This window comes from Pseudomonas sp. S30_BP2TU TE3576 (assembly GCF_050436025.1).
Classification (GTDB): domain Bacteria; phylum Pseudomonadota; class Gammaproteobacteria; order Pseudomonadales; family Pseudomonadaceae; genus Aquipseudomonas.
The window spans coordinates 5,184,683-5,211,347 of the sequence record NZ_JBNDLK010000001.1; the positions used below are offsets into that span (position 1 = coordinate 5,184,683).

Genomic DNA, 26,665 nt, shown 5'->3' on the forward strand with positions numbered 1-26,665 from the left:
TCAACATTTTCTGGAGGGGTTTATGAGCGTTTCAACGACCAGGTCCATTCCCAAATTGGGTCGTGGTGCCCGCAAGAGCCTGTCCACCGATCCGACGCGGCTGGTGAGTTTTGCGCCGATGTTCGAGGGCCACAGCATGCCGCTGGTGTGCCGTCCGGCTGTGTCCGGCGTGAGCCTGGTGGAATGGGCGAGCCAGAATCGCGCACTGATCGAAAGCAAGCTGCTGGAGCACGCGGTAATTCTGTTCCGTGGTTTTCAGGTAGGCGATATCGGCGAGTTCAACCGCTGCGTCGATGCGATTTCCGGCGGTGCCCTGGAGTACCTGTTCCGCGCCTCGCCACGCACCCAGATCAGCGGTCAGTTCAAGATCTACAGCTCCACCGATTACCCGGCGCCGGAGAAAATCTTCCCGCACAACGAACACTCGTATTCGCCGGTGTTCCCGCGTCACCTGTACTTCTACTGCGACACGCCGTCGACCACCGGCGGTGAAACGCCGTTCGGCGATACCCGCCGGATCCTCGCGCGAATCGACCCGGCGGTGCGCGAAGAGTTTGCCCGTAAACGCATCATGTACGTGCGCAATTACGGCGATGGCATGGGGTTGCCATGGCAGACCGTGTTCCAGAGCGAGGACCGCGCAGAGGTCGAAGCCTACTGCGCCAAAATCGGTATCCAGGCCGAGTGGAAGTCCGGTAACCGCCTGCGCACACGGCAGAACGGCCCGGTCATCGTCCGCCATCCGCTGACCGGCGAGCGCATCTGGTTCAACCACGGCACGTTCTTCAATGCGCTGACTTTGCCGGACAGTATCCGCGACAACCTGCTGCGTGAATTCGCTCCGCAAGACCTGCCGCAAAACACTTTCTTCGGCGACGGCTCGCCGATTCCCGACGAGGTGATTCGCCACCTGCAAGGCATCTACCGCGAGGTGATGGTCGAGTTCGCCTGGGAGAAAGGCGACGTGGTCCTGCTCGACAATATCCTCAGCGTGCATGCGCGCAACGAATTCACCGGCTACAGAAAAATCCTCACGGCCATGGCCATCGCGCAGAAAAGCGCCGACCTGGATCAGGAATAAGGACACCCGACATGAACACCAGCGCCCTCGAACCTTCGGTAGACGTATTCCAGACTTCGGCCCAGCAGGCCTTTTATTTGCGTGCCCAGGAGCTGGGCGGCCAACCGCTGTTCGCCGCACTGACGTTGCCGGTCGCCAGGCCGGTGGATGCCCAGGCGCTGCGCAGGGCAGTGGAAACACTCGGTCAGCGCCATGAAACCCTGCGCACGCTGTATCGCCGCTTGCCGGGCATGATGTGGCCGGTGCAGAGCCTGTGCGATGGGTTGCCGCTCACGTTGCCGGGCAACCAGCCTTCGGTGGCCGAGGCCTTGAGCCGCAGCCGCGAAGTCATGGTTGAAGATTCGAATCTCGCACTGGCGGTAGCGCAGGTCGAAGGCGAGGCGGGGCAGCATTTCGTCACCCTGCTGACCCCGGCATGCAGCTTCGATGAAGTTTCGTTACGTGTACTGTCGGCCGAGCTCGCCAGCCTGTTGCATGGCGAAACCCTGGCCGACGACGAGGATGCGCTGCAATACCTGGATTACACCGCGTGGCAGGAAGAACTGCGTGAGCAAGACATTGGCCACCAAGGCGCGGCGTTCTGGCGCAACCTGCAACAGCAATTCGCCGTGGCCCATCGCTTGCCGTTTGAAAAAGCCGTCGAGGTTTCCCTTGCTCGCCGTCAGGCCGTGCTCATCGACAAGCAATGGTTTGCCGGTGTGCAACAGTCCGCCGCCGACCTCGGTGTCGAGGCCGAACAGGTGGTCTTGCTGCTGTGGAGCGCATTTGTCGCCCGCATCGGCCAACAAGAAAAATTGCTGATGGGTTGGCAGGTAGAGGGGCGCAACGAGCAAACCGCAGCGACCCTGGGCCGATTTGCCCGGCGCTTGCCGGTGGCCTTTGATCACCGCGGCAATCAATCCTTGGCGCAGGCATTGACGTCCTTTACCGCCAGCGTCGAACAGTCGCTGTCCTGGCTCGACTGCCTCAACGAATTCGAACTGAGCGCCGAAGGCAGCGCGCCGTTGCGTTATGGCTTCGTCTATCAGGCCGCCATCGAAGCCGGTATCGAGGTGGACGACGGCAACCCCGAAGTCCTGCGCCTGCGTGTTCAGGGCGACCGGTTGCAGCTGTCGTGTCTCGATGGTGCGCTGCCGGAGTCGATGCTGGCCGAATGGCTGGAGCAGTTTGTCGAGTTCAGTCGTCAATTGCTGGCGATGCCCGAACTGACCCTGGCTCAGGCGAGTCTGGTCAATGACGCACAACTGAGCCGATTGATCGATGGCTTCAATCCGGACGCTGCCGGCCAGGCATTGCCGTGCCGTTTCCTGCAGGAATTGTTCAGCGAACAGGCGCGCCTGCATCCGCAACGCACCGCCGTGAGTGTCAGCGGCCAGCGCCTGACCTATGCCGAACTCGATGCGCTCTCCAACCAGGTGGCCAATACCTTGCGCGCCCAAGGTGTGGCGGCGGATGAAATCGTCGCGGTCTACGGCCAGCGCTCGCTGGAAATCGTCATTGCCTTGTTGGGTACGCTCAAGGCCGGTGCCGCGTACTTGCCGCTGGACCCGAACTACCCGATCGAGCGTCTGGCGTTCATGCTCGCCGATACCGGTGCACGCCACGTGCTGGCCTGCCAGCCGCTGCCAGACGCATTGCATCATGAGCGGATCATTTCCCTGATGCCGGGGGCCGACGTCTGGGCCGCCGCGCGAACCGAACCTGCGCCTCAGGGCGACAGCGCCAATCTGGCCTACGTCATCTACACCTCCGGTTCCACCGGCAAACCCAAGGGCGTGATGATCAGCCATGCCAACGCCGTGGCCTCGACCCTGGCGCGCACTGGGTTTTATCGCCAGCCGCTGCGCGCGTTCCTGATGCTCTCGTCGTTCTCCTTCGACAGCTCGGTGGCCGGGGTTTTCTGGGCGCTGGGGCAGGGCGCGACCCTGTGCCTGCCGGACGAAGACAGCTACAAGGATCCGGTGCAACTGGCGGCGTTGATCCAGCGCGAAGAGATTTCCCACTATCTGACCTTGCCGTCCTACCACGCGCAGATTCTCGAACACCTCGACCGCCAGGCGCTGGCCTGTGTGATCGTCGCCGGCGAAGCCTGCAGCAACGCACTGGTGCAGCGACATCGCGAGGCGTTGCCGGGGGTGACGCTGGTCAACGAATACGGCCCGACCGAAGGCACGGTGTGGTGCTCGGCCTGGGAGTTGCCGCTCGGTCAGGACGCCGACAGCATTCCGATCGGCCAGCCGATTGCCGGCATGCGCATTCACGTGCTCGGTCCGGACCTGCAACCGCTGGCCGTGGGCGTCGAGGGTGAACTCTACGTCGGCGGTGCCGGCATTGCCCGGGGTTACTTACAGCGTGCCACGCTGACGGCCGAACGTTTTGTCCCCGACCTGTTCGCGGCGTCGGCGGGCCAACGTCTGTACCGCACCGGTGACCTGGCGCGCTATCGCGCCGATGGCGTGCTGGAGTATCTGGGCCGGGTCGACCATCAGGTGAAAATCCGTGGCTTCCGCATCGAACTGGGCGAAATCGAAGCCGCCATGCGCAGCGCGCCGGGCATAGAAGACGCCGCCGTGATTGCCCGGGAAACCCCGACCGGCCCACAACTGCTGGGCTTCGTGGTGTCCCCGGCCGACACCGCCGATGTTCGCCTCAATGAGTTGCGAAGCCATCTGGCCGAGGCGCTGCCCGAGCACATGCAGCCGGCGCGCTTGCAGGTGCTGGAGCGCTTCCCGCTGATGCCCAACGGCAAACTCAATCGCCAGGCCTTGCTCGATCTCGACGTGCGCCGCAGTGCCTTCGTTGCTCCGCGCAACGACCTGGAAAAAGCCCTGGCGGCGATCTGGGCCGAAGCGCTGCACGTGGAGCGCGTTGGCGTACACGACAGTTTCTTCGAACTCGGCGGGCACTCGCTGTTGGCCACGCGCATTCGTGCGCGGATTCAGGAGGAACTGAACCTGGCGATCCCGCTCAAGCTGTTTTTCGACGGCGACACCCTGGAACGCCTGGCGACGCAAATCGAGCAGTTCCGCCAGCAAAGTGAACACCAGGAAAACGATGTAGACGCCCTCGAAGCGTTGTTCGACGAAGTGGATGAGGAACACGCGCGATGAGTGCTGCACTGGACAGAATGATGACCCTGGCCCAGCGATTCTGCGACTTGAGCGCAGACGCCCGGCGAGCACTGCAACAAAAGATGCACGCCCAGGGGCTGACCCTGGAACTGCTGCCGATTCCACCACGGGACCGCGCCGTCGACACGCTGCCGGCGTCCTACGCGCAGCAGCGCTTGTGGTTTCTCTGGCAGATGCAGCCCCAGGCGACGGCCTACAACCTGACCGGCGCTTTTCGACTGAGCGGTGAGCTGAACCGCGACGCGCTGGCGCAGACCTTGGCTGCACTGGTGCAACGGCATGAAGTACTGCGCACCACGTTCGTCTTCGACGAACAGCAAGTGCTGCAAAAGATTCACCCGCAGATGGACACCCCGCTAGTCGAGGTCACTGCCGCCGACGACATCGCACTGCAACTCCAGATCGCCTTCAACGCCGAGCAGCCGTTCGACCTGCAGCACGGCCCGTTGATGCGTTGCCGGTTGATCCGCCTCGATGCCCGGCAACATGTGCTGGTGCTGACCTTCCACCACATCGTCACCGATGGCGGCTCGCTGCCGATCCTGTTGCAGGAGTTCACCCGACTCTATGCACAATTGCGTGCCGGGCAGGCCCCGCAGCTACCGGAGCCGGGCATTCAATACGCCGACTTCGCCCGCTGGCAGCGTCTGTGGCTGGAGGCCGGCGAGGCCGAGCGCCAGCTCGATTACTGGCGCGGGCAGTTGGGCAACGAGCACCCGCCACTGAACCTGCCGACCGACCGTCGTCGTCCGGCGATCCCGAGCCAGCAGGGCGCCAGTGTCGAGCTGAAAGTCTGCGCTGCGTTGACTGCTCAACTGCGCGAACTGGCCCGCCGCGAAGGCTGTACGCTGTTCATGCTGCTGATGGCGGCATTGCAGACATTGTTGCATCGTTACAGCGGCGAACAGGACATCCGTGTCGGCGTGCCGATTGCCAACCGCACCCGCCAGGACGTGGAAAACCTGCTGGGCTTTTTCGTCAACACCCAGGTGCTGCGCAGCCAGCCCCGGGCGGACCAGCCGTTTGTGCAATTGCTGGCCGAGGTCAAGACCGCGGCGCTCGGCGCGCAGGCCCATCAGGACCTGCCGTTCGAGCAACTGGTCGATGGCCTGGGCGTGGAACGCAGCCTTAGCCATACGCCGTTGTTCCAGGTGATGTTCAACCACCAGCGTGACGTTGGCGACCCGCAACGCTGGGACTTGCCGGGGCTGAGCGTCGAGCCGCTGATCTGGGATGAAAAGACCACCAAGTTCGACCTGATGCTCGATACCGTCGAAGACGACGAGGGTATCCACGCGTCGTTCGTCTACACCACCGAACTGTTCGACGCCGCGACCATCGAGCGTCTTGGCCGACACTGGCTGAACCTGTTGCAGGCGATCTGCACAGACAGCCGCGTGGCTTTGGCGGACCTGAGCATGCTCGACCCTGTCGAGCAGCAGGCCACGTTGCTGGACTGGAACCGCAGTGCGCTATTGAACGGCGACCAAGTGAACGCGTTGTGTGCCCATCAGTTGATCGAAGCCCAGGCCATTGCGCACCCGAATAACATCGCTGTGACCTGCGACGGCATCACCCTCACTTACGCCGAACTGAACAGCCGCGCCAACCGCATCGCCCATCGCTTGCGCGAGCGTGGTGTCGGCCCGGACGTGTTGGTGGGCATCGCTCTGGAGCGCTCGCTGGAGATGATCGTCAGCCTGGTGGCGGTCCTCAAGGCCGGTGGCGCCTATGTGCCGCTGGACCCGGATTACCCGCAGGATCGCCTGGCCTACATGCTCGTCGACAGCGGCACGCGCCTGCTGCTGACCGCTTCGACTCTGATGCCGCGCCTGCCGTTGAACGAAGGCATTGAAGTGATCTGCCTCGATCACGCTAGCGACTGGCTGTCCGAGGCCAGTGCCGACAACCTGCCGAACCTGACCGTTCCAGCGAACCTGGCCTACGTCATCTACACCTCCGGCTCCACCGGCAAACCCAAAGGCACGCTGCTGCCCCACAGCAACCTGACGCGCCTGTTCAGCGCCACCGGGCACTGGTTCGGTTTCAACGCGGACGATGTCTGGAGCCTGTTCCACTCCTATGCCTTCGACTTTTCCGTGTGGGAAATCTTTGGCGCGTTGTTCTACGGCGGCAAGCTGGTGGTAGTGCCACACGCGGTCAGCCGCTCCCCGGAAGACTTCGCCCGTTTGCTCAGCGATGAGGGCGTCACGGTACTCAACCAGACCCCTTCGGCCTTCCGCCAGTTGATGCCGTTCGCCTGCGCCAACGCGCAAGACATGGCCCTGCGTTATGTGGTGTTCGGTGGCGAGGCACTGGACGTGGCCAGCCTGCGGCCGTGGTACGACGCTTTCGACGACCGGCAGCCATTGCTGATCAACATGTACGGCATCACCGAAACCACCGTGCACGTGACCTACCGTGCGCTGTCCCGTGCCGACCTCGATGGCAACAACAGCTCGCCCCTGGGCGAGCCGATCAGCGATTTGCGCTGGTACGTGCTCGATCCGCGGCTGAACCCGGTGGCCAAGGGCTGCGTCGGTGAGCTGTACGTCGGCGGTGCCGGCCTGGCCCGTGGGTATCACCAGCGTGCCGATCTGACCGCCACGCGCTTTGTGCCGGACCTGTTCGCCGCCGAGTCGGGGGCGCGCCTGTATCGCACCGGCGATCTGGCGCGGTACTGCGCCGATGGCAGCATCGAATACGCCGGGCGTATCGACCATCAGGTGAAGATCCGTGGTTTTCGCATCGAACTGGGGGAAATCCAGGATCGCCTGCAAAGCCACCCGGCCATCGAGCAAGCATTGGTGCTGGCGCCTGAGGTCAACGGCAGCCAGCAATTGGTCGCGTGGTTCACCGCTACCAGCGACGACAAGGATTTGCGTCAGTCCCTGCGCGAACATTTGCAGGGCGGTTTGCCGGACTACATGGTGCCGGCGCATCTGATCAAACTTGATCATTGGCCGTTGACCAGCAACGGCAAGCTTGATCGCAACGCACTGCCCAAGCCCGACGCCGCGCTGGCGCAACAGGTTTACACGGCGCCGATGGATGAGCTGCAAAGCGAGTTGGCGGCGATCTGGCAAGACGTGCTCAAGCTCGAGCGTGTAGGCATCGATGACAACTTCTTCGAGCTGGGCGGCGACTCGATCATCTCGATCCAGGTGGTCAGCCGTGCGCGTCAGGCCGGGATTCGCATCACCCCGCGCGACCTGTTCCAGCACCAGACCGTGCAGAGCCTGGCGAAAGTCGCTGTGCGCAGCGCCGGGCTGGTCATCGATCAGGGGCCGGTGCGCGGTGAAGTGTTGCTGACGCCGATCCAGCACTGGTTCTTCGAACAAAACATCGAGGCCCGTCATCATTGGAACCAGTCGGTATTGCTGGAGCTGCGCGAGCCACTGGACAGCGGCTGCCTGCAACAGGCGCTGGCGGCGTTGCTGGAACATCACGACGCATTGCGCCTGCGTTTGCGTCAGGTCGATGGTGTCTGGCAACAGGCGCAAGCCGAACAATGGAGTAGCGCCGATGTACTGTGGCAGCGCCAAGCCGCCGATGCCGATGAACTGCTTGAACTGTGCAATGCCGCACAGGCGAGCCTGAATTTTCAGGACGGCCCGTTGCTGCGTGCCTTGCTGGTGGACATGGGCACGGCAGGCCAGCGCCTGTTGCTGGTGGTGCATCACCTGGCGGTGGACGGTGTTTCCTGGCGTTTGCTGCTCGAAGACTTGCAAGCCGCCTACGCTCAGGTACGTCGGGCCGAGCCGCTGCGCCTGCCGGCCAAGACCAGCGCCTATCAGGCCTGGGCCGCACGTTTGCAACGACATGCGCAAAGCCCGGAGCTGGCGCAGCAAGCCGCTTACTGGCAAGCCCAATACCACGACGTCACGCTGCAACTGCCGGCGGACAACCCACAAGGCAGCCTGGCCAGCCAGCACGCCATCAGCGTGGAAACCGTGCTCGACAGCACCTTGACCCGCCAACTGCTGCAAGACGCCCCGGCGGCTTACCGCACCCAGGTCAACGACCTGTTGCTGACCGCACTGGCGCGGGTGCTGGGCAACTGGACCGGCCAGCCGTCGACTCTGGTGAAGCTGGAGGGTCACGGTCGTGAAGACCTGTTCGACGACATCGACCTGACCCGAACCCTCGGCTGGTTCACCTCGATTTTCCCGGTGAAACTCACCCCGGCCAGCGATCTGACCGGCAGCATCAAAGCGGTCAAGGAACAGTTGCGCGCCGTGCCGGACAAAGGCATCGGCTTTGGCATCCTGCGGTATCTGGCCGACGTTGGCCTCAAGGACTTGCCATCACCGCAAGTCACCTTCAACTACATGGGCCAGTTCGACGCCAGTTTCGACGAGCAGGCGCCGTGGCGCCCGGCCCGGGAAAGCGGCGGCGCCGAGCAAGGTGCATCGGTCGCGCTGGAACGTGGCCTGAGCATCAACGGCCAGGTCTACGCCGGGCAATTGCGCCTGAGCTGGTCCTTCAGTGGCGAAGTGTTCAAAGCGCAAACCGTGCAGCGCCTGGCCGATGCCTACGCCAGCGAACTGCAACGGCTGATCGAACATTGCCTCAGCGGTGCCGGCGGCCTGACCCCAAGCGATGTGCCGCTGGTGCGCGTCGATCAGGCGCAGCTGGATGCCTTGCCATTGGCGACCAGCCAGATCGAAGACATCCTGCCGTTGTCGCCGATGCAGCAAGGCATGTTGTTCCACAGTCTGTTTGCCCCGGATGCCGGTGCCTACGTCCCGCAGATGCGCGTGGATGTGCAGGGCCTGGATGTCGAGGCGTTCCGCAACGCCTGGCAGCAAACGCTTGAGCGCCATGAAATCCTGCGCGCGGCATTTTTCAGCGAAAGCAACGGCTCGCGGCCGCTGCAGGTGATTCTGGCCGACACCACGCTGCCGCTGACCGTGCTCGACTGGCGCAATCAAACGGGCTTGTCCCACGCTCTGGATCAATTGGCAGATGAAAATCGCCTGCGCGGTTTCGACCTGACGGCGGCGCCATTGCTGCGCCTGACTCTGGTACAGACCGCCAGTGACAGCCATCACCTGATCTTCACCAACCACCACATCCTGCTGGACGGCTGGAGTACCTCGCAGTTGTTCGGCGAAGTGCTGCAGCGGTATTCCGGAAACATGCCCGCGCCAGGCGTTGGCCGTTATCGCGACTACATGGGCTGGCTGGGTACTCGCGACGGTGCCGCGTGCGAAGCGTTCTGGCTGGAGCAATTGCGGGCGTTCACCGAACCGACACGTTTGGCCGGTGCCTTGCCGGGGCCGGTTGCGGGGCTGGGTGGCGGTCATCGCACTCGGCACCTGAACCTGGACCGCGCAGCCACCGAACGCCTGAGCGGCTTTGCCCGTCAGGCCCGCGTCACGCCCAACACCCTGCTGCAAGCCGCATGGCTGTTGCTGTTGCAGCGCTACACCGGGCAACAGACGGTGGCGTTCGGCGCCACGGTGTCGGGTCGCCCGAGCGAGTTGCAAGGGATCGAGCAGCAGATAGGTTTGTTCATCAACACCTTGCCGGTGATCGCCACGCCGCACCCCGAGCGCACGGTCAGCCAATGGATCGATGAAGTCCAGGTGCTCAACCTCAAGTTGCGCGAAGTCGAGTACACGCCGCTGGCTGACGTGCAGCGCTGGGCCGGTCATGCCGGCGAGGCGCTGTTCGACACGCTGCTGGTGTTCGAAAACTACCCGGTGGCGCAAGCGTTGGAGGAGGGCAACAGCAGCGCGCTGAAGTTCTCCGGCATCCGTCACCATGACCAGACCAGTTTCCCGCTGGCGATTGCCGCCGAGATGGGCGAATGCCTGGAGCTGCGTTTCAACTATGACACGGCGCTGTTCAGCGCCACGGCCATCGAAGGTTTGAGCACACGTCTGCTGGCGTTACTCGACGCTATGGTCAGTGCGCCGCAACAGCCTTTGGGGCGCTTGAGCCTGCTCGATGCCGCGCAAACGATGCAGCAGGTCGAAGGCTTCAACCGCACCGCACAAGTCTGGCCAGAGGTGCGCCCGGTCTATCAGTGCTTCGAAGCTCAGGTACTGCAAACCCCGGAGGCTCCGGCCCTGGTGTTTGCCGGCCGGACCCTGAGTTATCGCGAGCTCAACCAACAGGCCAACCGCCTGGCGCACCTGCTGCGCAGCCAGGGTGTGGGCGCCGAAGTGTTGGTGGGCATTGCTGCCGAGCGCTCGCTGGAACTGGTGATCGGTCTGCTGGCGATCATGAAGGCCGGTGGCGCCTACGTGCCGCTGGATCCGGACTACCCGCGCGAACGCCTGGAACACATGTTCGACGACAGCGGCGTACACCTGCTGCTGACCCAGCGGCATCTGCTTCAGCAATTGCCGATCCCGGCCGCCACCACGGCGATCTGCCTGGACGACATGGCGCTGCTGCTCGAAGGCCAGAGCGAAGAAAACCTGCCCTGCGTGGTCGAGCTGCAATCGCTGGCCTACATGATCTACACCTCCGGTTCCACCGGCAAACCCAAGGGTGCGGCCAACCGTCACGATGCCTTGTACAACCGTCTGGCGTGGATGCAGGGCGCGTACCCGCTGGATGGTCGCGACACTGTCTTGCAGAAAACCCCGTTCAGTTTCGACGTGTCGGTGTGGGAGTTCTTCTGGCCGCTGATGACCGGCGCACGGTTGGCCGTGGCCGAGCCGGGTGCCCATCGCGATCCGGCGCAACTGGTCAGTCTGATCGAGCAGTACCGGGTCAGTACCCTGCATTTCGTGCCGTCGATGTTGCAGGCGTTTGTCCAGGGCGAAGGCTTCGAGCGTTGCGCCAGCCTGCGGCAGATCATGTGCAGCGGCGAAGCGTTATCGGCGGATTTGCAGCACAGCCTGTTCCGCGTCTTGCCGAACGTTGGCCTGTACAACCTGTACGGTCCGACCGAAGCGGCGATCGACGTGACCCACTGGACCTGTGTCGATGACGGCGGGTTCAGCGTGCCGATCGGTTATCCGATTGCCAACCTGGTGACCTGCATTCTCGACGACAGCCTGCAACCGCAGGTTCAAGGTTGTGTGGGCGAGCTGTATCTGGGCGGCATCGGCCTGGCCCGTGGTTATCACAACCGTCCGGACCTGACCGCCGAGCGTTTCGTCGCCAGCCCGTTCGGTGAGCAGGGTGAGCGTCTGTACCGTACCGGCGACCTCGCACGCTACCGTGAGGACGGCGTGATCGAATACGTCGGCCGCATCGACCATCAAGTGAAGATCCGCGGCTTGCGCATCGAGCTGGGGGAAATCGAAGCCTGCCTGCTGGAACATCCACAGGTGCGCGAAGCCGTGGTGATTGCCCAGGACGTTGGTAAGTCCAGGCAATTGGTGGCTTACGTTATCGGTGATGCCGACGTTGAGTCACTCAAGCAACATCTGCGCAACGCGTTGCCCGAACATATGCAGCCAAGCCACATGCTGCTGCTCGATCAGTTGCCGGTGACGCCCAACGGCAAACTCGACCGCCGCGCATTGCCGCAGCCGGACCAGCAAGTGCGCGAATACATCGCGCCGCGCAATCCCGTGGAGTCAACGTTGCAAGCGGTGTGGCAGGCGTTGTTCGAAGTGCCGCAGGTGGGCATGCACGACAACTTCTTCGAACTGGGCGGCGATTCCATCGTCTCGATCCAGGCCGTCAGCCGCGCACGCAAGGCCGGTTTGAGCATTTCGCCCAAGGATGTGTTCAGTCACCCGACTATTGCCGAACTGGCGACGGTCGCCCAACCGTTCGCGGCGGATCAAGCCGTGCCGGCGGTGGTTGCACCGGCAGCGAAAATCGAACTGAGTGCAGCGCAGTACCAGGCGCTGGAGTTGACGGCGGACGAAGTCGGGGACGTTTATCCGCTGTCGCCGATGCAGCAAGGCATGCTCTTCCACTCGGTGCAGGACGGCGACTCGGGGCTGTACGTCAACCAGATCGAAGTGGGTGTGCGCGGTGTTGACGGTGCGCGTTTTCGTGCGGCCTGGGCCGATGCCGCTCGGCGTCACGGGATTCTGCGCACCGCATTCCTCTGGGAAGGCGACAGGGAGCCGCTGCAAGTGGTGCGGCGCGATGCGCCTGCGCTGCTGACCGAACTGGACTGGCGCGGGCTGGATGATCAGCCTGAGCGCGTACGCCAACTGGCGATGGAGGAGCGCGAACGCGGCTTCTCGCTGAACCGCGCTCCCTTGTTGCGTCTGCTGCTGGTGCGTCTGGAAGACGACCGCTATCGCCTGATCTGGACCTACCACCACATCCTCATGGACGGCTGGAGCGTGTCGCGCCTGATCGGTGAAGTGTTGCGTCATTACAGCGGCGACCCGCAGGAGCCGGTGGCCGCCTATCGCGACTATATCGACTGGCTCGGCCAGCAAGTCGCCGAGGCCAGCGAGGCGTTCTGGAAGGGCAAGCTACACAATCTGGAAGGCGCCACGCATTTGGCCCGTGCGTTGCCGGTCAAGGCGCCGCAAACCGGCTATCACGCGATCTACACGCACCTCGATGCGAGTCAGACTGCTCGATTGCAGGCCTTTGCCCAGCAACAGCAGGTGACGCTCAACACCCTGGTGCAAGCCGCGTGGTTGCTGCTCTTGCAGCGCTACACCGGCCAACGCACGGTGACGTTCGGCGCCACCGTGTCCGGGCGTCCGGAAACCCTCAACGGCTCGGAGAACATGCTCGGGCTGTTCATCAACACCTTGCCGGTGGTCAACACGGTACCCACCGACGTGAGCGTCGGTGACTGGCTGCGTGAAATCCAGGCCTGCAACCTCGAGATCCGCGACTTCCAGCAAACCCCGCTCAGTGATATCCAGCGCTGGGCCGGGCAGGGCGGACAGTCGTTGTTCGACAGCATCATCGTGTTCGAAAACCAGCCGGTGGATCGCACCCTGCGCGAATGGAACGGCGACCCGCTGCGCTTCGAAGACGTGTCCGACTTCGGCCTGACCAGCTTCGCCATGGACCTGATGGTCAGCCTCGACGAGGGGCTGCGCATCGAATACATGCACCAGCGCGACCAGTTCGATCTGGCGACCGTCGAAACCCTGCGCAGCCACATGGAAAGCCTGATGCAGCGCCTGTGTGAAGACGCCGGGCGTGCCGTCGGCGAACTGGGCCTGCTGACCCTGGACGAAGGCCGGGCGCTGGACGGCGAACCGCAAGTGGTGGCGGACGGTGACGAGACACCGGTGCACGAGCTGATCCGTCAGCGTGCGCGCCTGCAACCGGATCACACGGCGCTGGTCCTCAGCCATGCCGACCGCGACGCCGAGCACCTGAGCTACGCCGAGCTGGACCGGCGCTCCGATGCGTTGGCGGTGCATCTGCTGGAACTAGGCGTGCAGGCCGAGGACGTGATCGGCGTGTTCATGGAGCGTTCGCTGGAGCTGGTGGTGTCGTTGCTGGCGGTGATGAAGTGTGGCGCCGCGTATGTGCCGCTCGATCCGCAATACCCGCAGGAACGCCTGCGCTACATGATGGCCGACAGCGACATGCGCTTGCTGTTGACCCAAGAGCGGCTGTGCGAGAGCGCACAACTCAATCCGGGCACGGCGATGGTCGCGGTGGACCGATTGAATCTCGACGTCGAGGTGCCGGCACCGCAACGCGCCGTGCATGCCGAGCAACTGGCCTACCTGATCTACACCTCGGGTTCGACCGGCAAACCGAAGAGCGTCGCGGTCGCTCACGGACCATTGAGCATGCACGTACAGGCCATCGCCGAGCTGTACGAGATGGACCCGGGCAATCGCGAACTGCATTTCATGTCATTCGCCTTCGATGGCGCCCATGAACGCTGGATCACCGCGCTGATCAGCGGCTCGACCCTGGTCATTCGTGACAACACCTTGTGGACCGCCGAACAGACCCTGGCCGTGCTGCACCGCCAGCGCATCAGCGTCGCCTGCTTCCCGCCGGCGTACCTGCTGCAACTGGCCGAGCACGCCGAACTGCAGGGTGGGGATCCGCCGCCGGTGCGCATCTATTGCTTCGGTGGCGATGCGGTGCCGGATGCCACGTTCGAGCGGGTCAAGCACACGCTCAAGCCGCAATACCTGGTCAACGGCTACGGCCCGACGGAAACCGTGGTCACGCCGCTGCTGTGGAAAATCGCCGCCGACGGCCATTGCCAGGCGATGTACGCGCCGATTGGCCAACGCGTCGGCAGTCGCAGCCTGCACGTGCTGGACATGGACCTCAATCCGCTGCCGGTGGGCATGGTCGGTGAGCTGTACATCGGCGGACGGGGTGTCGCGCGCGGCTACCATCGTCATCCGTGGCAGAGCGCCGAGCGCTTCGTCGCCGATCCGTTCAGCCCTGAAGGCGGGCGCCTGTACCGCACCGGTGACCTGGTGCGCCGTCGCGAGGATGGCGTGTTCGACTACGTCGGGCGCATCGACCATCAGGTCAAGGTGCGCGGCTTCCGCATCGAACTGGGCGAAATCGAAGCCCGCTTGCGCGAGCAGGCCGGGGTCAACGATGCGCTGGTGGTCGTGCGGGACAACGGCCAGGGGCCGCAACTGGTGGGCTATGTGGTGGCGGCGCAAGACGATGGCCTCGGCCCGCGTTGCCAGGCGGCATTGCGCGAAAGCCTGCCCGACTACATGGTGCCGACGCAGGTCGTGGTGCTGCCACGCTTCCCGCTGACGCCCAACGGCAAGCTCGACCGCAAGGCCCTGCCGGATCCGGCCTTCACCGGCCGCGACTACGTGGCCCCGCGCACGCCGCTGGAATGGGCGCTGGCGGACATCTGGCAACAGGTGCTGGGCATCGAGAAGGTCGGTATCACCGACAACTTCTTCGAGTTGGGCGGTGATTCGCTGCGCACCCTCAAGGTGATCTCGAAAGTGCGCGCCCTGAATCAGCCGGACTTCCAGCTGAAACTGCGCGACATGATGGCCAAGCCGACGATTGCCGGGTTGTCCGGTGTCGATGAGCAACCCGTGCGCCAGAGTCCACAACCGCTGTTGCTGCTCAATCAGGCGGTGGACGATCAACCGCCGCTGTTCTGCCTGCACGCCGGTTTCGGCACGGTGTTCGACTACGAGCCATTGGCCCGGCGTCTGGAAGGTCAGCGTACGTTGTACGGCGTGCAATGCCGGATGTTGCTCGACCGGCAGTGGCATGACTCGTCGCTTTCGCAGATGGCCCGTGATTACGTCGAGGCTATTCGCGGCAAACAGCCTCAAGGGCCGTACCACCTGTTGGGCTGGTCGCTGGGCGGGGCGTTGGCGTTGATGGTGAGTCACCTGTTCGAACAACAGGGTCAGCGTGTGGCGTTCATCGGTCTGGTGGACAGTTTTGTACCGACCCAGGCCAATGCCGTCGCCAGTGCGCATGAGTGGCGTGTGGATCTGGTCGAGTTCCTCGGTGCAACCTTGGGCATGGATGGCGAGGTGATCGCCCGGGCGTTAAGTACCGAGTCGGCGGGGGACCACGATGCCGTGGCGCGAATCATTCGTGCGGTGATCGATGGTGAAAGCGATCAGGTCAGCGGTTACGCGCTGCTCGGTGCCGACGAGTTAGCCCAGACGTTCATGGTCAGCACACGCTTGAAGGCGCTGTCCCGGCAGGTCGAAACCCTGCCGATTCCGCAAGCCGGGCTGCATTGCTGGTGGGCCGATGGCAACCCGACGGCCGAACGCGCGACCCTCGAACGACAGCAACCACGGTTGCGCAAGGTGCAAACAGTGACGTCCGGCCACTTCGATATCCTGCAACAGGATGAGTGTCTGGATGCGGTGGTGGCGCTGCTTGGCCGGGAGGTGGTGCCGCAGCTCTAGGGCTTGCCCGCGACAAAAACAGGCTCGCTCTAATGAACGGTCCTCACGGTTCGTTTATTGGGCGAGCCTGTTTATTTTTGGAGACTACCGCCCATGGCACTGCACCCGGACATCGAAGGATTTCTAGAGCTGGCCGAGTTCGGCCGCCTCAGCGGCAAAAGCCAACCCATGCACGAGCTGACTCCTGGCGAAGCGCGGCAGCAATTCGAACAGACTTCGCAGTTGCTCGATGAGGCACCGACGGGTGCATTGACGGTAACGGCGGTCAGCATTCCTGCGCGAGACGGGCATTGGCTCAACGCGCGGCTGTACGCCAAACCGCAACCGGGCAGCGAACCGCGTCCGGTGTTGTTGTACTTCCATGGCGGCGGTTACGTGGTGGGCAGCCTCGATTCCCACGACACCCTGTGCCGGCGCCTGGCACTGGCGGGGGAGTTTGCCGTGTTGTCGGCGGATTATCGCCTGGCACCCGAGCACCGGTTTCCGACTGCTTACAACGACGCCGAAGACATCACGCGCTGGCTCGCGATTACCGGTGCCAAAGCGTTGGGGCTGGATGCGAGGCGAATAGCGCTGGCGGGGGACAGTGTCGGCGGCAGCCTGGTGGCATCACTGTGTATCGCCATTGCCCGGGACCCGTTGGGATGGCCGCTGGTGCCGCGTCTGCAAGTGCTGCTGTACCCGGTGATCGACGCCATAACAAAGCGCCCGTCCCTTGAGCGATTCGCCGAAGGTTATCTGCTGGAAGCCACCACGCTGGAGTGGTTCTACCAGCAATACCAACGCAGCGAGACGGACCGTGCCGACTGGCGTTTTTCGCCGCTGTACGCCGAGCGTTTGCAACGTCTGACGCCCACCGTTCTGTGGTTGGCCGAGTACGACCCGTTGCTGGACGAGGGCCTGGCCTGGGCCGAGAAACTGCGTACGGCGGGGCAGCCGTTGGTGCTGGACGTGAAAGCCGGCATGACCCACGACTTTGCACGCATGGGCGAGATGGTCCAGGAAGTACCGGGGATGTTGGCGCAACTGGCGGCGCAGATCAGCGAGAGTTTGGCCTGACATATTAGTGATCAGCGACGTCGTACCCCTGTGGGAGCGGGCTTGCTCGCGAAAGCGATATTTCAGCCAACACATAAGTTGCCTGACACACCGCCTTCGCGAGCAAGCCCGCTCCCACAGGTCTATCGGTGATCTGGGAAATGTGGTCAGGGCGGATCAAGCTGATCCAGCGCCCGATTCACCGCCAGTTCCCCGAGCATGATCACCTGCGCAATCCCCAACAGCGCATTGCGGCTGGTCCCCTGCAAATGATCCACCAGATCGTTAGCCATGACATTGGCCGACGCCAGTGACTCACAGGCGTGCACCAGCAGGGTTTCGGTACTGAGTTCGGGGTTGACGATGAACATCGTGCTGGGTGCGCGCGGGGTGGCCATGATGTTGGGGCCTGGATCGATGGCGCACTCGGCGGTTTCGTGGAATTGTTTTGAGTCGGGGCTTTCATGTGGGGAGGCCGGGTCGGTGTCCGGCGGATTGGGTGTAGGTTTGAACATGGATGGTAAACCTCTCAGTTGAGCCGCATCCTGTCTCGCTACTAAACGGAAGGGTGGCGGCTGTACGCAAGTTAGTAGACCGGACAACCATCCAAATCCGGCGCACCCGAAGGCGCCATGCGCACAGCCACCATCAAATGCAGGCAGACACCTGACTGAAGGACGCTTATGCACCGATTCTGGATGATGAGACGGGCTACTAAACCCGATCACTGGAAATCAGTGACCCGAACCAAGTTACCGACGCCCCCCAAGGCGCACAAGCCGGCGGATTCTGGCGTACCTGTAGGCAACGGCGCAAGGCGTTGTGGCTTTCACGAAGTAACCTGTAGGCCGCTTAAACAAAGTCTGTCGGGCGGTGTTTAATCAACGGCCAGGGTGCCGCTGTGCGAACCGGGCAATCCGGTCCGCTTCACGCCCTGAGAAGATTAGGCAACCGCGATCAGGATTATCGCGGCCCACGTTCAGGTTGTTCTGCCAGGACTGCACATACCTGAAGGTTCAGGTCGACAAACTCGTCCCAGCTGTAGCGGTTCGCGTAGTTCATTTCGTACTGCCGATCAACCCGACAGATGTCCGGTCGGTCGGCATAGACCGTACATTGCTTGCTACTATCGCTGTAGTGTTTGCAGGTGCCGTCGCCCCGATCCAGGAATCGGGTTTCTTCAGCCAGGTGGACGTTCTGGCAACACTTGCCGCATTGGGTACACGGAAATACCCGCATCGTCAGACTAACGACGCCAGCCAGCTTCGGGTGCTGGCCGAGTTGCCCATCTCGAAGGGCAGCTCGATGTCGCGCTTGGCCACTTCCTCCCTCAGCACGATGCTGCGCTGCATTTCATCATTGCAGTGCATCAGCTCACGGGAGAACTCTTCCATCTCGTGTACATCAAGGTTGAATTCGAGATGGCTCAGTTCAGTCAGGTATCGATCCAGCTCGGCATTGATGTCCTGAAACTTGCGGGTCATGGCGGCATGCGGCATGAGGGATTCAATAAACGCCCAGACCTTTTGCGCCACGCTGCTGTGCAGCATGAAATAGCTCAGCCCCAGGGTGACGACGCCGGTGACCAGGGCACTGGCGAACGCGGCCAGCTCGCTGCCAAACGGAAAGCTGCACAGAGGTAGCAACTGGGTGTACGCCACAGAACCTACCACCGTCGCGGCCCCGACAGACATCAACGAGACGACAGCCTTGCAGAGATCGACAAAGCCCAGTTTCTCGGGGTTGAAGATCATCAGTTTGATGGCCTTGACCAGTTGCCCCCAGACCTCGCGAATGATCTTGATCGCCATTTTCTGGGTTGTGGCAAAGATGTTGAACAGCGTGGTCGTGGCGCTGGCGAGGATGCCGGCAAAGACGCCATCCTTGAATGCAATGAGGAAGTCGTTGAAGCGTGCCTGTACGCGCTTCCAGATGCCTTTGAGCGTCTTGTTGATGCTGTCGATGAACTTTTCCAGGTCGAAACTGTGCTTGAGCTTTTCAAAGAGTGCAGGCAACTGCTCACGCAATTCGAACCAGACTTCAGCCAGTACCAGCCCAAGCATTTGCCGGGTGCCCATGCGCAGGCCCGCCGTGGCCGATGCCGTCGCGGCCTGCGTTAGGAACTTGCTGCTGGTGTAATAGGCGCGATTGATCTGTTCGTCGTATGGCGCCCTGGCTGTCGCATCTCTTTTGCGCATTTCATCGGGGTCGATGGCCTTCAGCTCATTGAGCTTCGCTTCGGTCTTGCGGATCTTGTCCTCCAGTTCACGCGCGACGTGTTGCTCCTGGGGGGTATTACGTGGCGCACCGGCAAGACGCTGGCGATCCCTGGCCAGGTTTGATTCATGCGTAGTGATGAGGTTGGGCAGCTTGTTCAGGTAGTCGTCGATCGACGTCCGGTTCTTGGATTTGTTGATGCTTTCATGGGTGGATTGCAGATTGCTGTCCTGGTTGGCCAGGGTTACACCGTCCAGTCCGGCCATGACCCGCCCTTCGTCGTCATGGATTTCCCTTGCGCTGATGACGTGGTCGAGATTGCGCTCTTCTCCCGCCTTCATGGTGGTGTTGCGATAAGGGTCGTGCAGCGTGCCCGCTTGATGGGACTGCTTGTCCTTGCGACCGGTCGCTATGTAGTTTTCGTGCTGGTGGTACGGGTCCGAATTGTATTCGCCGCGTTGCTCGTAGCGTTGCTTTTCCTCTTCCGAGGCCCAGACTTTGTTGCGGGCATTATGGATGGTGTCCACCTCGCCACCGAGCTTGTCCTTGAACAGGAGAAAGTCCAGTCCGAAACTGGTGGCAAGGCTGTTGACGACGGTTTTCTCGAGCTCTTGGGCCCAAGGAAAGTTCTGCGCTGCGGCGTGCATGATGGAGTCCCTGAAAACAAACGAAGTGAAGAAAGGGGGGAGAGGTCCCCCCTTGACCGGATCAAGCCGCGAATTTTCCAGCCTCGGAGCTTGCCTTGATCAGGGCACTGTCCAGTCCGGTGTCGTTCAAGACCATGGAGCCGTCTGCATCCGTTTCCATGACCGGCATGCCGTCTTTGTTTTCAACAACCTTGCCACCCACTTTTTTGATCTTGAAGATTGGCGTGGTGATCACGTCAACCAGAATGGCTGCCAATGCATAACCATTTTCGATGCTGCGCATGATCGAGTCGTTGAACCGGGCCATCACCGGGCCCACGTCAGCGTTGCGGCTTCTGGCATCCTGCAGGCAGTTTTCGATTTCTTTCAGGGTGTCGAAATACTGGTTGAACTGGCCGAAAATGGACGTCAGCGTGCGCCGGATCTTGCGCACATACTCCCCTGTATCGCCTAGCTGCTCGATGGCCCTGCCCAGTTTTTCAACAGCCTTGGCGACTTCCTGTTCGGCCTTGCGTGCGTTTTTCACGGCCTCTTCGCCGTGACTGTTGTATGCCCACCCGGCAATGGCCAGAACGGGTGCTGCCACCGCGGCACCGAGAATAGCGGTGCCACCGGCAATACCCAGTCCACCTGTGGCCAGCGAGCCACCGCCAATGGCAGCCATGGTTGCGTTGGTGGCAGCTACACCTGCCAGCGAGGAAATAGCAGTACCGGTCGAGGCCGCGCCCAGCGCCATGACGCCACCGTAGACGGCAAAACCGGCAGCTGCGCCGGCTGCACCTGCACCGGCGACAGAGCCCAGTACACCAATTGCCGTGTAGCTATAGTTTTCGACGTTTTTGAGTTTGTGCTCGGGAATCTTGATTTCCAGCTTGTTCTGGCGACCCGCATTCAACTGTTGCAGGAGTTTGTCAGCCAGGATTTTGAACTCGTTAAAACTCTTGCCAACTTCAAGCTCCTTTTTCCCCAACTGGTCGAGAGCCGATGTGGTCTCTTGTTCCTGTTCGTCAAAGGCGACCTTTTTACGGTCATAGCGTTGTTGAGCATCTTTGACGATTTCGTCGGCTTCCGAGTGCTTTTGATAACCGTCATAGCCTTTTTTGGCGCCATAAGCAGCTGTGACTAGGGCGGCGGCACCGATGATCAGTGGGAGCGGCATGGCAATTTCCTTGTGGTTGTTTGACGAGATTTGTGGCACTTCCTGCCCTCGGCCTTTCGTGATTCCGAGGGCGATTTAACTGCCGTGTTGTCTTTGATCGAATGTGCGGGTCTTGCTTGATCAGGCCGGGTGTGCGACTCGGTAGAACGACTGCATCGAGTCCAGGCGTTGGCGAATTTCATCGACCCAGATCTGTGGTGCGAGCACTCGAATGTTGTCGTTGAGCCCGAAGATCCACCACAGCGTTTCACGATCCAGCGGCACGACGGCGCGCAGGCGTTTCCAGTCGTGAGAGGGGATATCACTCAAGACTTGTTCGTGACTGAGAGGGGTTTCTCGTAACAGGGAAGCGATTTGCGGATGTACATCGGCAACCAGTTCCACTTTGGCGTCGGACTCGCGCTGGCTGAACACGCCACTGGCGATGTAGTCGTCGATATTGAAGTCGCTGTGCAGCCCTGCCGGTTCGTCCAGCACCTGGACTTGCTGAATGCGGTGCAGGGCAAACTGACGGATGTCGCTATAGCCTTCGACCGACGCCAACAGGTAGCTGATGGCGTGCCTTGACACCATCCCCGTCGGATGTAATCGAAAATGCTTGAGGGCATCTTTACTACGACTCTGGTAGGTGACCTGTAGTTGTCGGCGTTCCATCAGGCCGGCAGACACTTGTGCCCAGACCTGTGGTGTCACGGGGGCAGGTAGCAAGGTTTTGCCACTGGGTATGGCGCGTACCCGTCGCGCCCAGTCTGCAAGTCCGTTAGCGCCAAGGCCGTGCAGAAAATTTCGAGCACGCCGAAATTGCGGGCCAAGTTGGTCGAGGACGGTCTGAGGCAGCAGGGCACTCAGATGGCCCTCCGACAAGTACAGGGCGAGAGCCGTGGGGGCGTCCATGTCTTCCAGTTTCAACGGCGCATTGCGGGTGAAGCTCCAGCGGAACGGAGTCTCGCTGTCGTCGCACTGTAAAGAGAAGGGAATCGACAACCGGTTCAAGTCGCGCTGAATCGAGCGCAGCGTTACGGAGAAGCCTTTGTCGCGCAGTTTTTCGAGCAACGTCGGTGTGGCGATGCGCTGAGGTTCGGTGGGAATCAGACGTAGCAATGCAAACAGTCTGAGCAGCGTATCCTTCGCTTGGGACATGATGACTACCTTGTTCTGCGTCTCAACTGATAGCCAGTGGCTGGCGGTAAGTTGACGTCGATGCTACCGAGTAAGATGGCGTTATGCTATCACTTGTGCAGAGCACAAGGATGAAAGTTATTCGGCCGCGGCGTTTTAAACTTGAGCAACTGTCCGTGGCTCAGGAGGGGGCAGTCGGATGCTCTTCCTTGTAGCGCTTCAGTTCGCTGTACTCGCGGTACAGCTCGTAGCTTTTCTTCAGCACCACAATCAATCCTACGGCGGCAAACAGGTTTTTCATGGAAGGGCCTCCTGGGCTTCTGATCATTTTCCACGGGGGGGCGACAGCCTGTGTCGCGACGCTGGAATGTCACTGGTTGAGGAATTGTTCCAGGCGTGTTTTGAGAATTTCCTTGCGACTCGCCTCTCGGCGCTCAAGGGAAGGGATATGACACTGAGGGCAGTTGATGAACCAGTCCTGGCCGAGCACGAGCAAATCACTGTGGGGCAGAATGGTTTCTTTCCAGGCGCAGTGAGGGCAGACAAGGGTGAACGGGCGTGGGGGGATTGGCATGGCAGTATCCTGCGGCTATCGAGTGACGCTAGGTTGCCGACGGGGTGCGACAGACGGTGTCGCTTAGGGAAAACACAAGGGATATCCCGTGGTCATGACAACGGACGATTTGGCTATACGTAAGGTTTCAGCGCTTGCACCGCAGATTCTGGTGCTGGAAGCGGAGGCGGTTGCAGAAGGGTTCAGGTTTCTCACCCGACTGATTGCGGAGTGGGAAACGGGGACGAATCGATTCGATCAGGCAGGCGAATGCCTTTTTGGGGCTTTCCGTAACGGACGACTGATAGCCGTTGGCGGACTCTCGTGCGATCCATTTGCCGGGCCCGGCACAGGAAGACTGCGACGGGTGTACGTGGCGCGAGCATCAAGGGAGCAGAATGTGGGCAAGGCGCTGGTGCTGCACCTTCTTGAACAGGCGCGTGGACATTTCCGTGTCGTACGCCTGTCCACGGACACGCCAGAAGGCGCTGCCTTTTATCTGCGCTGCGGGTTCCAGCCGATCCAGGATGATAACGCGACACACATGAAGCCCACTTCATAACTCAGTAGCGGCTATGTAATATCGACATCGGCCCGATGCTGCCCGCCGCTCGCTCCCGCTGGGAAATATGAAAGCGTCTCCTCCTTATTGATCAGCCGTTGCGAACCGGTGCGACCTGGCCCGCTTTGAACCACGACGATTCGCCGCCAGTATTAAGGACGAACACGGTATGACCACGCAGGACACTTCGCTTCAAGACATCGCTGCACCTGAAGGCGTTTGTTATGGCTGCGGCAGCCAGAATCCGCACGGGCTGCACATCAAGAGCTTTTGGCATGAAGACGGGGTGCATGTCATGGCGGAGCATTTGCCCGATGACAAGTATTGCGGCTGGCCGGATCTGGTTTACGGCGGTTTGATCGCGATGCTGGTGGATTGCCACTCCAACTGGGCAGCGATGGCTTATCACTATCGGGCAGAACAGCGCGAAGTGGGCAGCTTGCCCCACATCAACTGTGTCACCGGTAACCTGGGTATCAAGTTCATCAAGCCCACACCGATGGGTGTTCTCCTGACATTGAGGGCGAAGGTCGAGGGTGATGTCGGGCGTAAAAGTCGCATCATCTGTGAGGTCTTCGCCGGGGATGTCCTGACCGCTGTCGGAGACTCCATTTTTGTCCGCGTCGATACCGAGCAACTCAGAGCCGCTGCGCACGACCGCCAGGTCGACTTCTGAAGCCAATCAGGCACAGACTGTTGTCGAAAGCCGAAAACACAACCGGACCGCACGCGGCCAATGCTGTTCAGCCAAGGCTTTGGCCACTGCAACACCTGTGGGAGCGAGCTTGCTCGCGATGACGATTGCACAGTCAGCATCATTGTTGACTGACATTGCGCTATCGCGAGCAAGCTCGCTCCTACAGGGGCCCGGTTTTTTGTTGCGGATGAGGCTGTCAGCAATCAGTACTGCGCGCGCAGGCTCAGGGTCAGTGTGCGCGGGTCGCCGTAGAAGTTGGTGCCCCAGGAGGCATCGACGCGGTCGTAGTACTTGCGGTCGAACAGGTTATTGGCGGTCAGTGTCGACGACAGGTTTTCGTTGAACTTGTAGCCGACCTGCGCCGTGGTGACGGCATAGCCGCCTTGTCTGAACTTCACATCACGCTGGAAGTAAGTTTCGCTGACGGCACGCACGCCGCCGCCGACGCTGAAATTCTTCAGCGGTCCGTCGGTGAACTCATATTTGGTCCACAAGTTGTAGTTGTGCTTGGGCGTGATGGTGCTGAAGGTCTTGCCTTTGTTGGCCTGATCGCCGTCCAGGAACTTGGTGGAGGTGTAGGCATAACCGGTGACGATGCTCCAGTTCTCGGTCAGGTTGCCGCTCAGCTCGGTTTCCCAGCCCTCGCTGCGGGCCTTGCCCTCGGTCATGTAGGCACCGGAGGTGTTGTCGTATTCGGCGCGGTTTTCATCGTAGATGCGAAAGGCGGCGATGCTGGCGTTCAGGCGTCCGTCGTAGAATTCGCGCTTGAGGCCAATCTCATACTGCTTGCCTTCGCGCGGGCCGACCGGCTGGCCGTCTGTTCCGATTTCGCTCTGCGGCTTGAATACGCCGGTGTAGCTGAAGTAGGTCGACAGTTCCGGGGTGATCTTGCCGATGACGGCGCCGTACGGCACGACCTTGCGGTTGATGCTGGTGTGGGCTTCGCCGAAGTTGTTGAAGAAGGCGTTGGCATTCTTCGCGTCGCTTTCGTACCAGGTTACGCGGCTGCCGCCGAGGACATCGAGCCAGTCGGTGACGTTGAACTTGGCGCGGGTGTAGAGGCCGTACTGATCGGACTTGGACCAGTTGCCGTTGACGTGCGCATAGTCGTTGCGGGGAATGTCGATGCTGCCCGGATCCCACACGTTGATCGGGAAGTACTCGCCGCCGCCGTAGGTGAAATCCTTGTCCAGGTGCTGGTACTCGGCGCCCAGGGTGAACTCGTGCCGGCGATTGGCGAATTCGAATGGCGTGGTGACGAAGCTGTCGACACCGATGGTCTTGATGTGGGTGTAGTAGTCGTACGCCACGGCCCAGCTGTCACCGGTGGCCGGGTCGACCGCGCCGTCGGCCCAGGTGAAATTACGCTCCGGGGTTTCGGCGTCGCGGTAGGTCAGGGTGGTCTTGAACTGACCGCCGTTATCCAGTTCGTGGTCGAGTTCGGCGAAGGATTCCCAGACTTTTTCGTTGAGGGTGTTCCACTTGGCATCGACGAAGGTCGAGCGCGGCACGTCGAGCAATGATCCGTCGGCGTAGGCCGGCAAGCCGAAGGCCGGGGTGGAGTTGTTCTTCTGGTAAGCGCCGCCGACCGACAGGGTGGTGGCCGGGTCGAGGTCGAACTCCAGGCGACCGTAGACCATCGGGCGTTCGTTCTGCGCGTGGTCGACGAAGGACTGGTTGTTCTCGTAGGCGGTGATGAAGCGACCGCGCACGGTGCCCTGGTCATTCAACGGGCCGGTGACGTCCACCGAAGAGCGGTAGCGATCGTAGGAGCCTGCGGCCAGTTCGCCACCGAGGGCGAATTTGCTCAGGGCGCGCTTGCGCACCACGTTGATCGTACCGCCGGGTTCGCCGGCGCCCTGGTACAGGCCCGACGGGCCGCGCAGCACTTCGATGCGGTCGTACATCGCCAGGTCGAAACTGGTGGCCATGTCGCCCTGGCCGGTGGGTTGCGAGACGCCGTCGACCTGTACCTGGTCAACGAGGAAGCCGCGCATAAAGATGTCGTTGAGGCTGGAGCCGGAGTTGTAGGTCTTGACGGTCACGCCGGTGACCTGGCGCAGGGCGTCCTGCAGGCTGTTCAGGTTCTGGTCGTCCATGCGCTGGCGCGTGACGACGGACACCGACTGCGGGATGTCCTTGAGCTTGATGTTGCCTTTGCCGATGGTCACTTCATCGCTGGTGTAGGAGTGCGTGCCTTCGGTGGTCGGCCCCAGCGCCACGCCAGTGATGGACGTTGCGCCCAGTTGCAGCGCACTGGAGTCACCGGCCGATGGCACCAGCGACACGGTGTTGCCATTCAACTGAAAATTGATGCCGCTCCCCAGCAGCAAGGTTTTCAGTGCCTGTTCCGGTTCCATGTTGCCGGACACCGCCGTGGACTGGATGCCGTTGACCATGTCCTGGCTGTAGAGAATCTGCAGGTTGGTCTGCTGGCCCAGTTGGCGCAATGCACTGGCCAGCGCCTGAGCCGGCACATTGACGTTCACCGGGGCTGCCTCGACCTGGGAAGTGCCCAACAGCAACAGGGTCAACAGTGCGCCCGGCACGAGCGTTCGGAATTTCCTTTGCCGTTCGATGGCTAATGCCAAGGGTGCGCGGGACAGAGTAGGGCTTTGCATTGCTCGAATCGCTCCAGAAGGGTGTGTGCAGTTTTTTAGTTAATGATAATTATTATTAGA

The 26,665-nt window shown here is 61.6% G+C and carries 13 protein-coding genes; 6 read left to right on the forward strand and 7 right to left on the reverse strand.

What is annotated here, in order from left to right; genetic code table 11:
• The first annotated feature begins 22 nt into the window (after positions 1–22).
• From ABIA48_RS23695 to ABIA48_RS23710, 4 genes are all read left to right on the forward strand, one after another.
• On the forward strand, positions 23–1,081 hold the full coding sequence (locus ABIA48_RS23695) for a TauD/TfdA family dioxygenase (RefSeq protein WP_429491736.1): 1,059 nt from the start codon (positions 23–25) through the stop codon (positions 1,079–1,081).
• 11 nt (positions 1,082–1,092) lie between these two features.
• On the forward strand, positions 1,093–4,191 hold the full coding sequence (locus ABIA48_RS23700; RefSeq protein ID WP_429491738.1) for a non-ribosomal peptide synthetase: 3,099 nt from the start codon (positions 1,093–1,095) through the stop codon (positions 4,189–4,191).
• Entirely contained in the window at positions 4,188–15,992 is an 11,805-nt protein-coding gene (locus ABIA48_RS23705; RefSeq protein ID WP_429491740.1) for an amino acid adenylation domain-containing protein, read from the forward strand. Before ABIA48_RS23700 ends, ABIA48_RS23705 begins: the two co-directional genes overlap by 4 nt.
• Positions 15,993–16,085: 93 nt before the next feature.
• Positions 16,086–17,051 carry an alpha/beta hydrolase gene (locus ABIA48_RS23710; RefSeq protein WP_429491742.1) on the forward strand — a complete coding sequence of 322 codons (966 nt, stop codon included), beginning with the start codon at positions 16,086–16,088 and terminating at the stop codon, positions 17,049–17,051.
• 146 nt (positions 17,052–17,197) lie between these two features.
• Here ABIA48_RS23710 and ABIA48_RS23715 read toward each other — a convergent pair whose 3' ends face one another.
• The 6 genes from ABIA48_RS23715 to ABIA48_RS23740 form a co-directional block, all read right to left on the reverse strand.
• Positions 17,198–17,545 (reverse strand): DUF6124 family protein, encoded by a 348-nt coding sequence (locus ABIA48_RS23715; protein ID WP_429491744.1) that lies wholly within the window; start codon positions 17,543–17,545, stop codon positions 17,198–17,200.
• 448 nt (positions 17,546–17,993) lie between these two features.
• Positions 17,994–18,269, reverse strand: coding sequence for a YkgJ family cysteine cluster protein (locus ABIA48_RS23720; RefSeq protein WP_429491745.1), 276 nt, complete (start codon positions 18,267–18,269; stop codon positions 17,994–17,996).
• A 2-nt stretch (positions 18,270–18,271) separates the two neighbouring features.
• Positions 18,272–19,894 (reverse strand): hypothetical protein, encoded by a 1,623-nt coding sequence (locus ABIA48_RS23725; protein WP_429491747.1) that lies wholly within the window; start codon positions 19,892–19,894, stop codon positions 18,272–18,274.
• 61 nt (positions 19,895–19,955) lie between these two features.
• Entirely contained in the window at positions 19,956–21,053 is a 1,098-nt protein-coding gene (locus tag ABIA48_RS23730; RefSeq protein ID WP_429491749.1) for a hypothetical protein, read from the reverse strand.
• A gap of 120 nt (positions 21,054–21,173) precedes the next feature.
• Positions 21,174–22,193, reverse strand: a complete 1,020-nt coding sequence (locus tag ABIA48_RS23735; RefSeq protein WP_429491751.1) for a helix-turn-helix transcriptional regulator — start codon at positions 22,191–22,193, stop codon at positions 21,174–21,176.
• Positions 22,194–22,542: 349 nt separating this feature from the next.
• Positions 22,543–22,746, reverse strand: coding sequence for a hypothetical protein (locus ABIA48_RS23740; protein ID WP_429491753.1), 204 nt, complete (start codon positions 22,744–22,746; stop codon positions 22,543–22,545).
• A 94-nt stretch (positions 22,747–22,840) separates the two neighbouring features.
• On the opposite strand from ABIA48_RS23740, the gene ABIA48_RS23745 reads away from it, so the two are divergent.
• Both ABIA48_RS23745 and ABIA48_RS23750 read left to right on the forward strand, forming a co-directional pair.
• Positions 22,841–23,287: a GNAT family N-acetyltransferase gene (locus ABIA48_RS23745; RefSeq protein ID WP_429491755.1), complete on the forward strand. Its 447-nt coding sequence runs from the start codon at positions 22,841–22,843 to the stop codon at positions 23,285–23,287.
• Between the two features lie 169 nt (positions 23,288–23,456).
• The gene (locus ABIA48_RS23750; RefSeq protein WP_429491757.1) at positions 23,457–23,963 is read left to right on the forward strand and encodes a PaaI family thioesterase; all 507 of its coding nucleotides are present in this window, start codon (positions 23,457–23,459) and stop codon (positions 23,961–23,963) included.
• Between the two features lie 224 nt (positions 23,964–24,187).
• Here the strand turns inward: ABIA48_RS23750 and ABIA48_RS23755 are convergent, their stop codons facing one another.
• On the reverse strand, positions 24,188–26,605 hold the full coding sequence (locus ABIA48_RS23755) for a TonB-dependent siderophore receptor (protein ID WP_429491759.1): 2,418 nt from the start codon (positions 26,603–26,605) through the stop codon (positions 24,188–24,190).
• Between the last annotated feature and the right edge of the window lie 60 nt (positions 26,606–26,665).

Coding starts and splice junctions, on each gene's coding strand:
- ABIA48_RS23695 (WP_429491736.1), top strand. CDS start 23: ATGAGCGTTTCAACGACCAGGTCCATTCCCAAATTGGGTCGTGGTGCC.
- ABIA48_RS23700 (WP_429491738.1), top strand. CDS start 1,093: ATGAACACCAGCGCCCTCGAACCTTCGGTAGACGTATTCCAGACTTCG.
- ABIA48_RS23705 (WP_429491740.1), top strand. CDS start 4,188: ATGAGTGCTGCACTGGACAGAATGATGACCCTGGCCCAGCGATTCTGC.
- ABIA48_RS23710 (WP_429491742.1), top strand. CDS start 16,086: ATGGCACTGCACCCGGACATCGAAGGATTTCTAGAGCTGGCCGAGTTC.
- ABIA48_RS23715 (WP_429491744.1), bottom strand. CDS start 17,545: ATGTTCAAACCTACACCCAATCCGCCGGACACCGACCCGGCCTCCCCA.
- ABIA48_RS23720 (WP_429491745.1), bottom strand. CDS start 18,269: ATGCGGGTATTTCCGTGTACCCAATGCGGCAAGTGTTGCCAGAACGTC.
- ABIA48_RS23725 (WP_429491747.1), bottom strand. CDS start 19,894: ATGCACGCCGCAGCGCAGAACTTTCCTTGGGCCCAAGAGCTCGAGAAA.
- ABIA48_RS23730 (WP_429491749.1), bottom strand. CDS start 21,053: ATGCCGCTCCCACTGATCATCGGTGCCGCCGCCCTAGTCACAGCTGCT.
- ABIA48_RS23735 (WP_429491751.1), bottom strand. CDS start 22,193: ATGTCCCAAGCGAAGGATACGCTGCTCAGACTGTTTGCATTGCTACGT.
- ABIA48_RS23740 (WP_429491753.1), bottom strand. CDS start 22,746: ATGCCAATCCCCCCACGCCCGTTCACCCTTGTCTGCCCTCACTGCGCC.
- ABIA48_RS23745 (WP_429491755.1), top strand. CDS start 22,841: ATGACAACGGACGATTTGGCTATACGTAAGGTTTCAGCGCTTGCACCG.
- ABIA48_RS23750 (WP_429491757.1), top strand. CDS start 23,457: ATGACCACGCAGGACACTTCGCTTCAAGACATCGCTGCACCTGAAGGC.
- ABIA48_RS23755 (WP_429491759.1), bottom strand. CDS start 26,605: ATGCAAAGCCCTACTCTGTCCCGCGCACCCTTGGCATTAGCCATCGAA.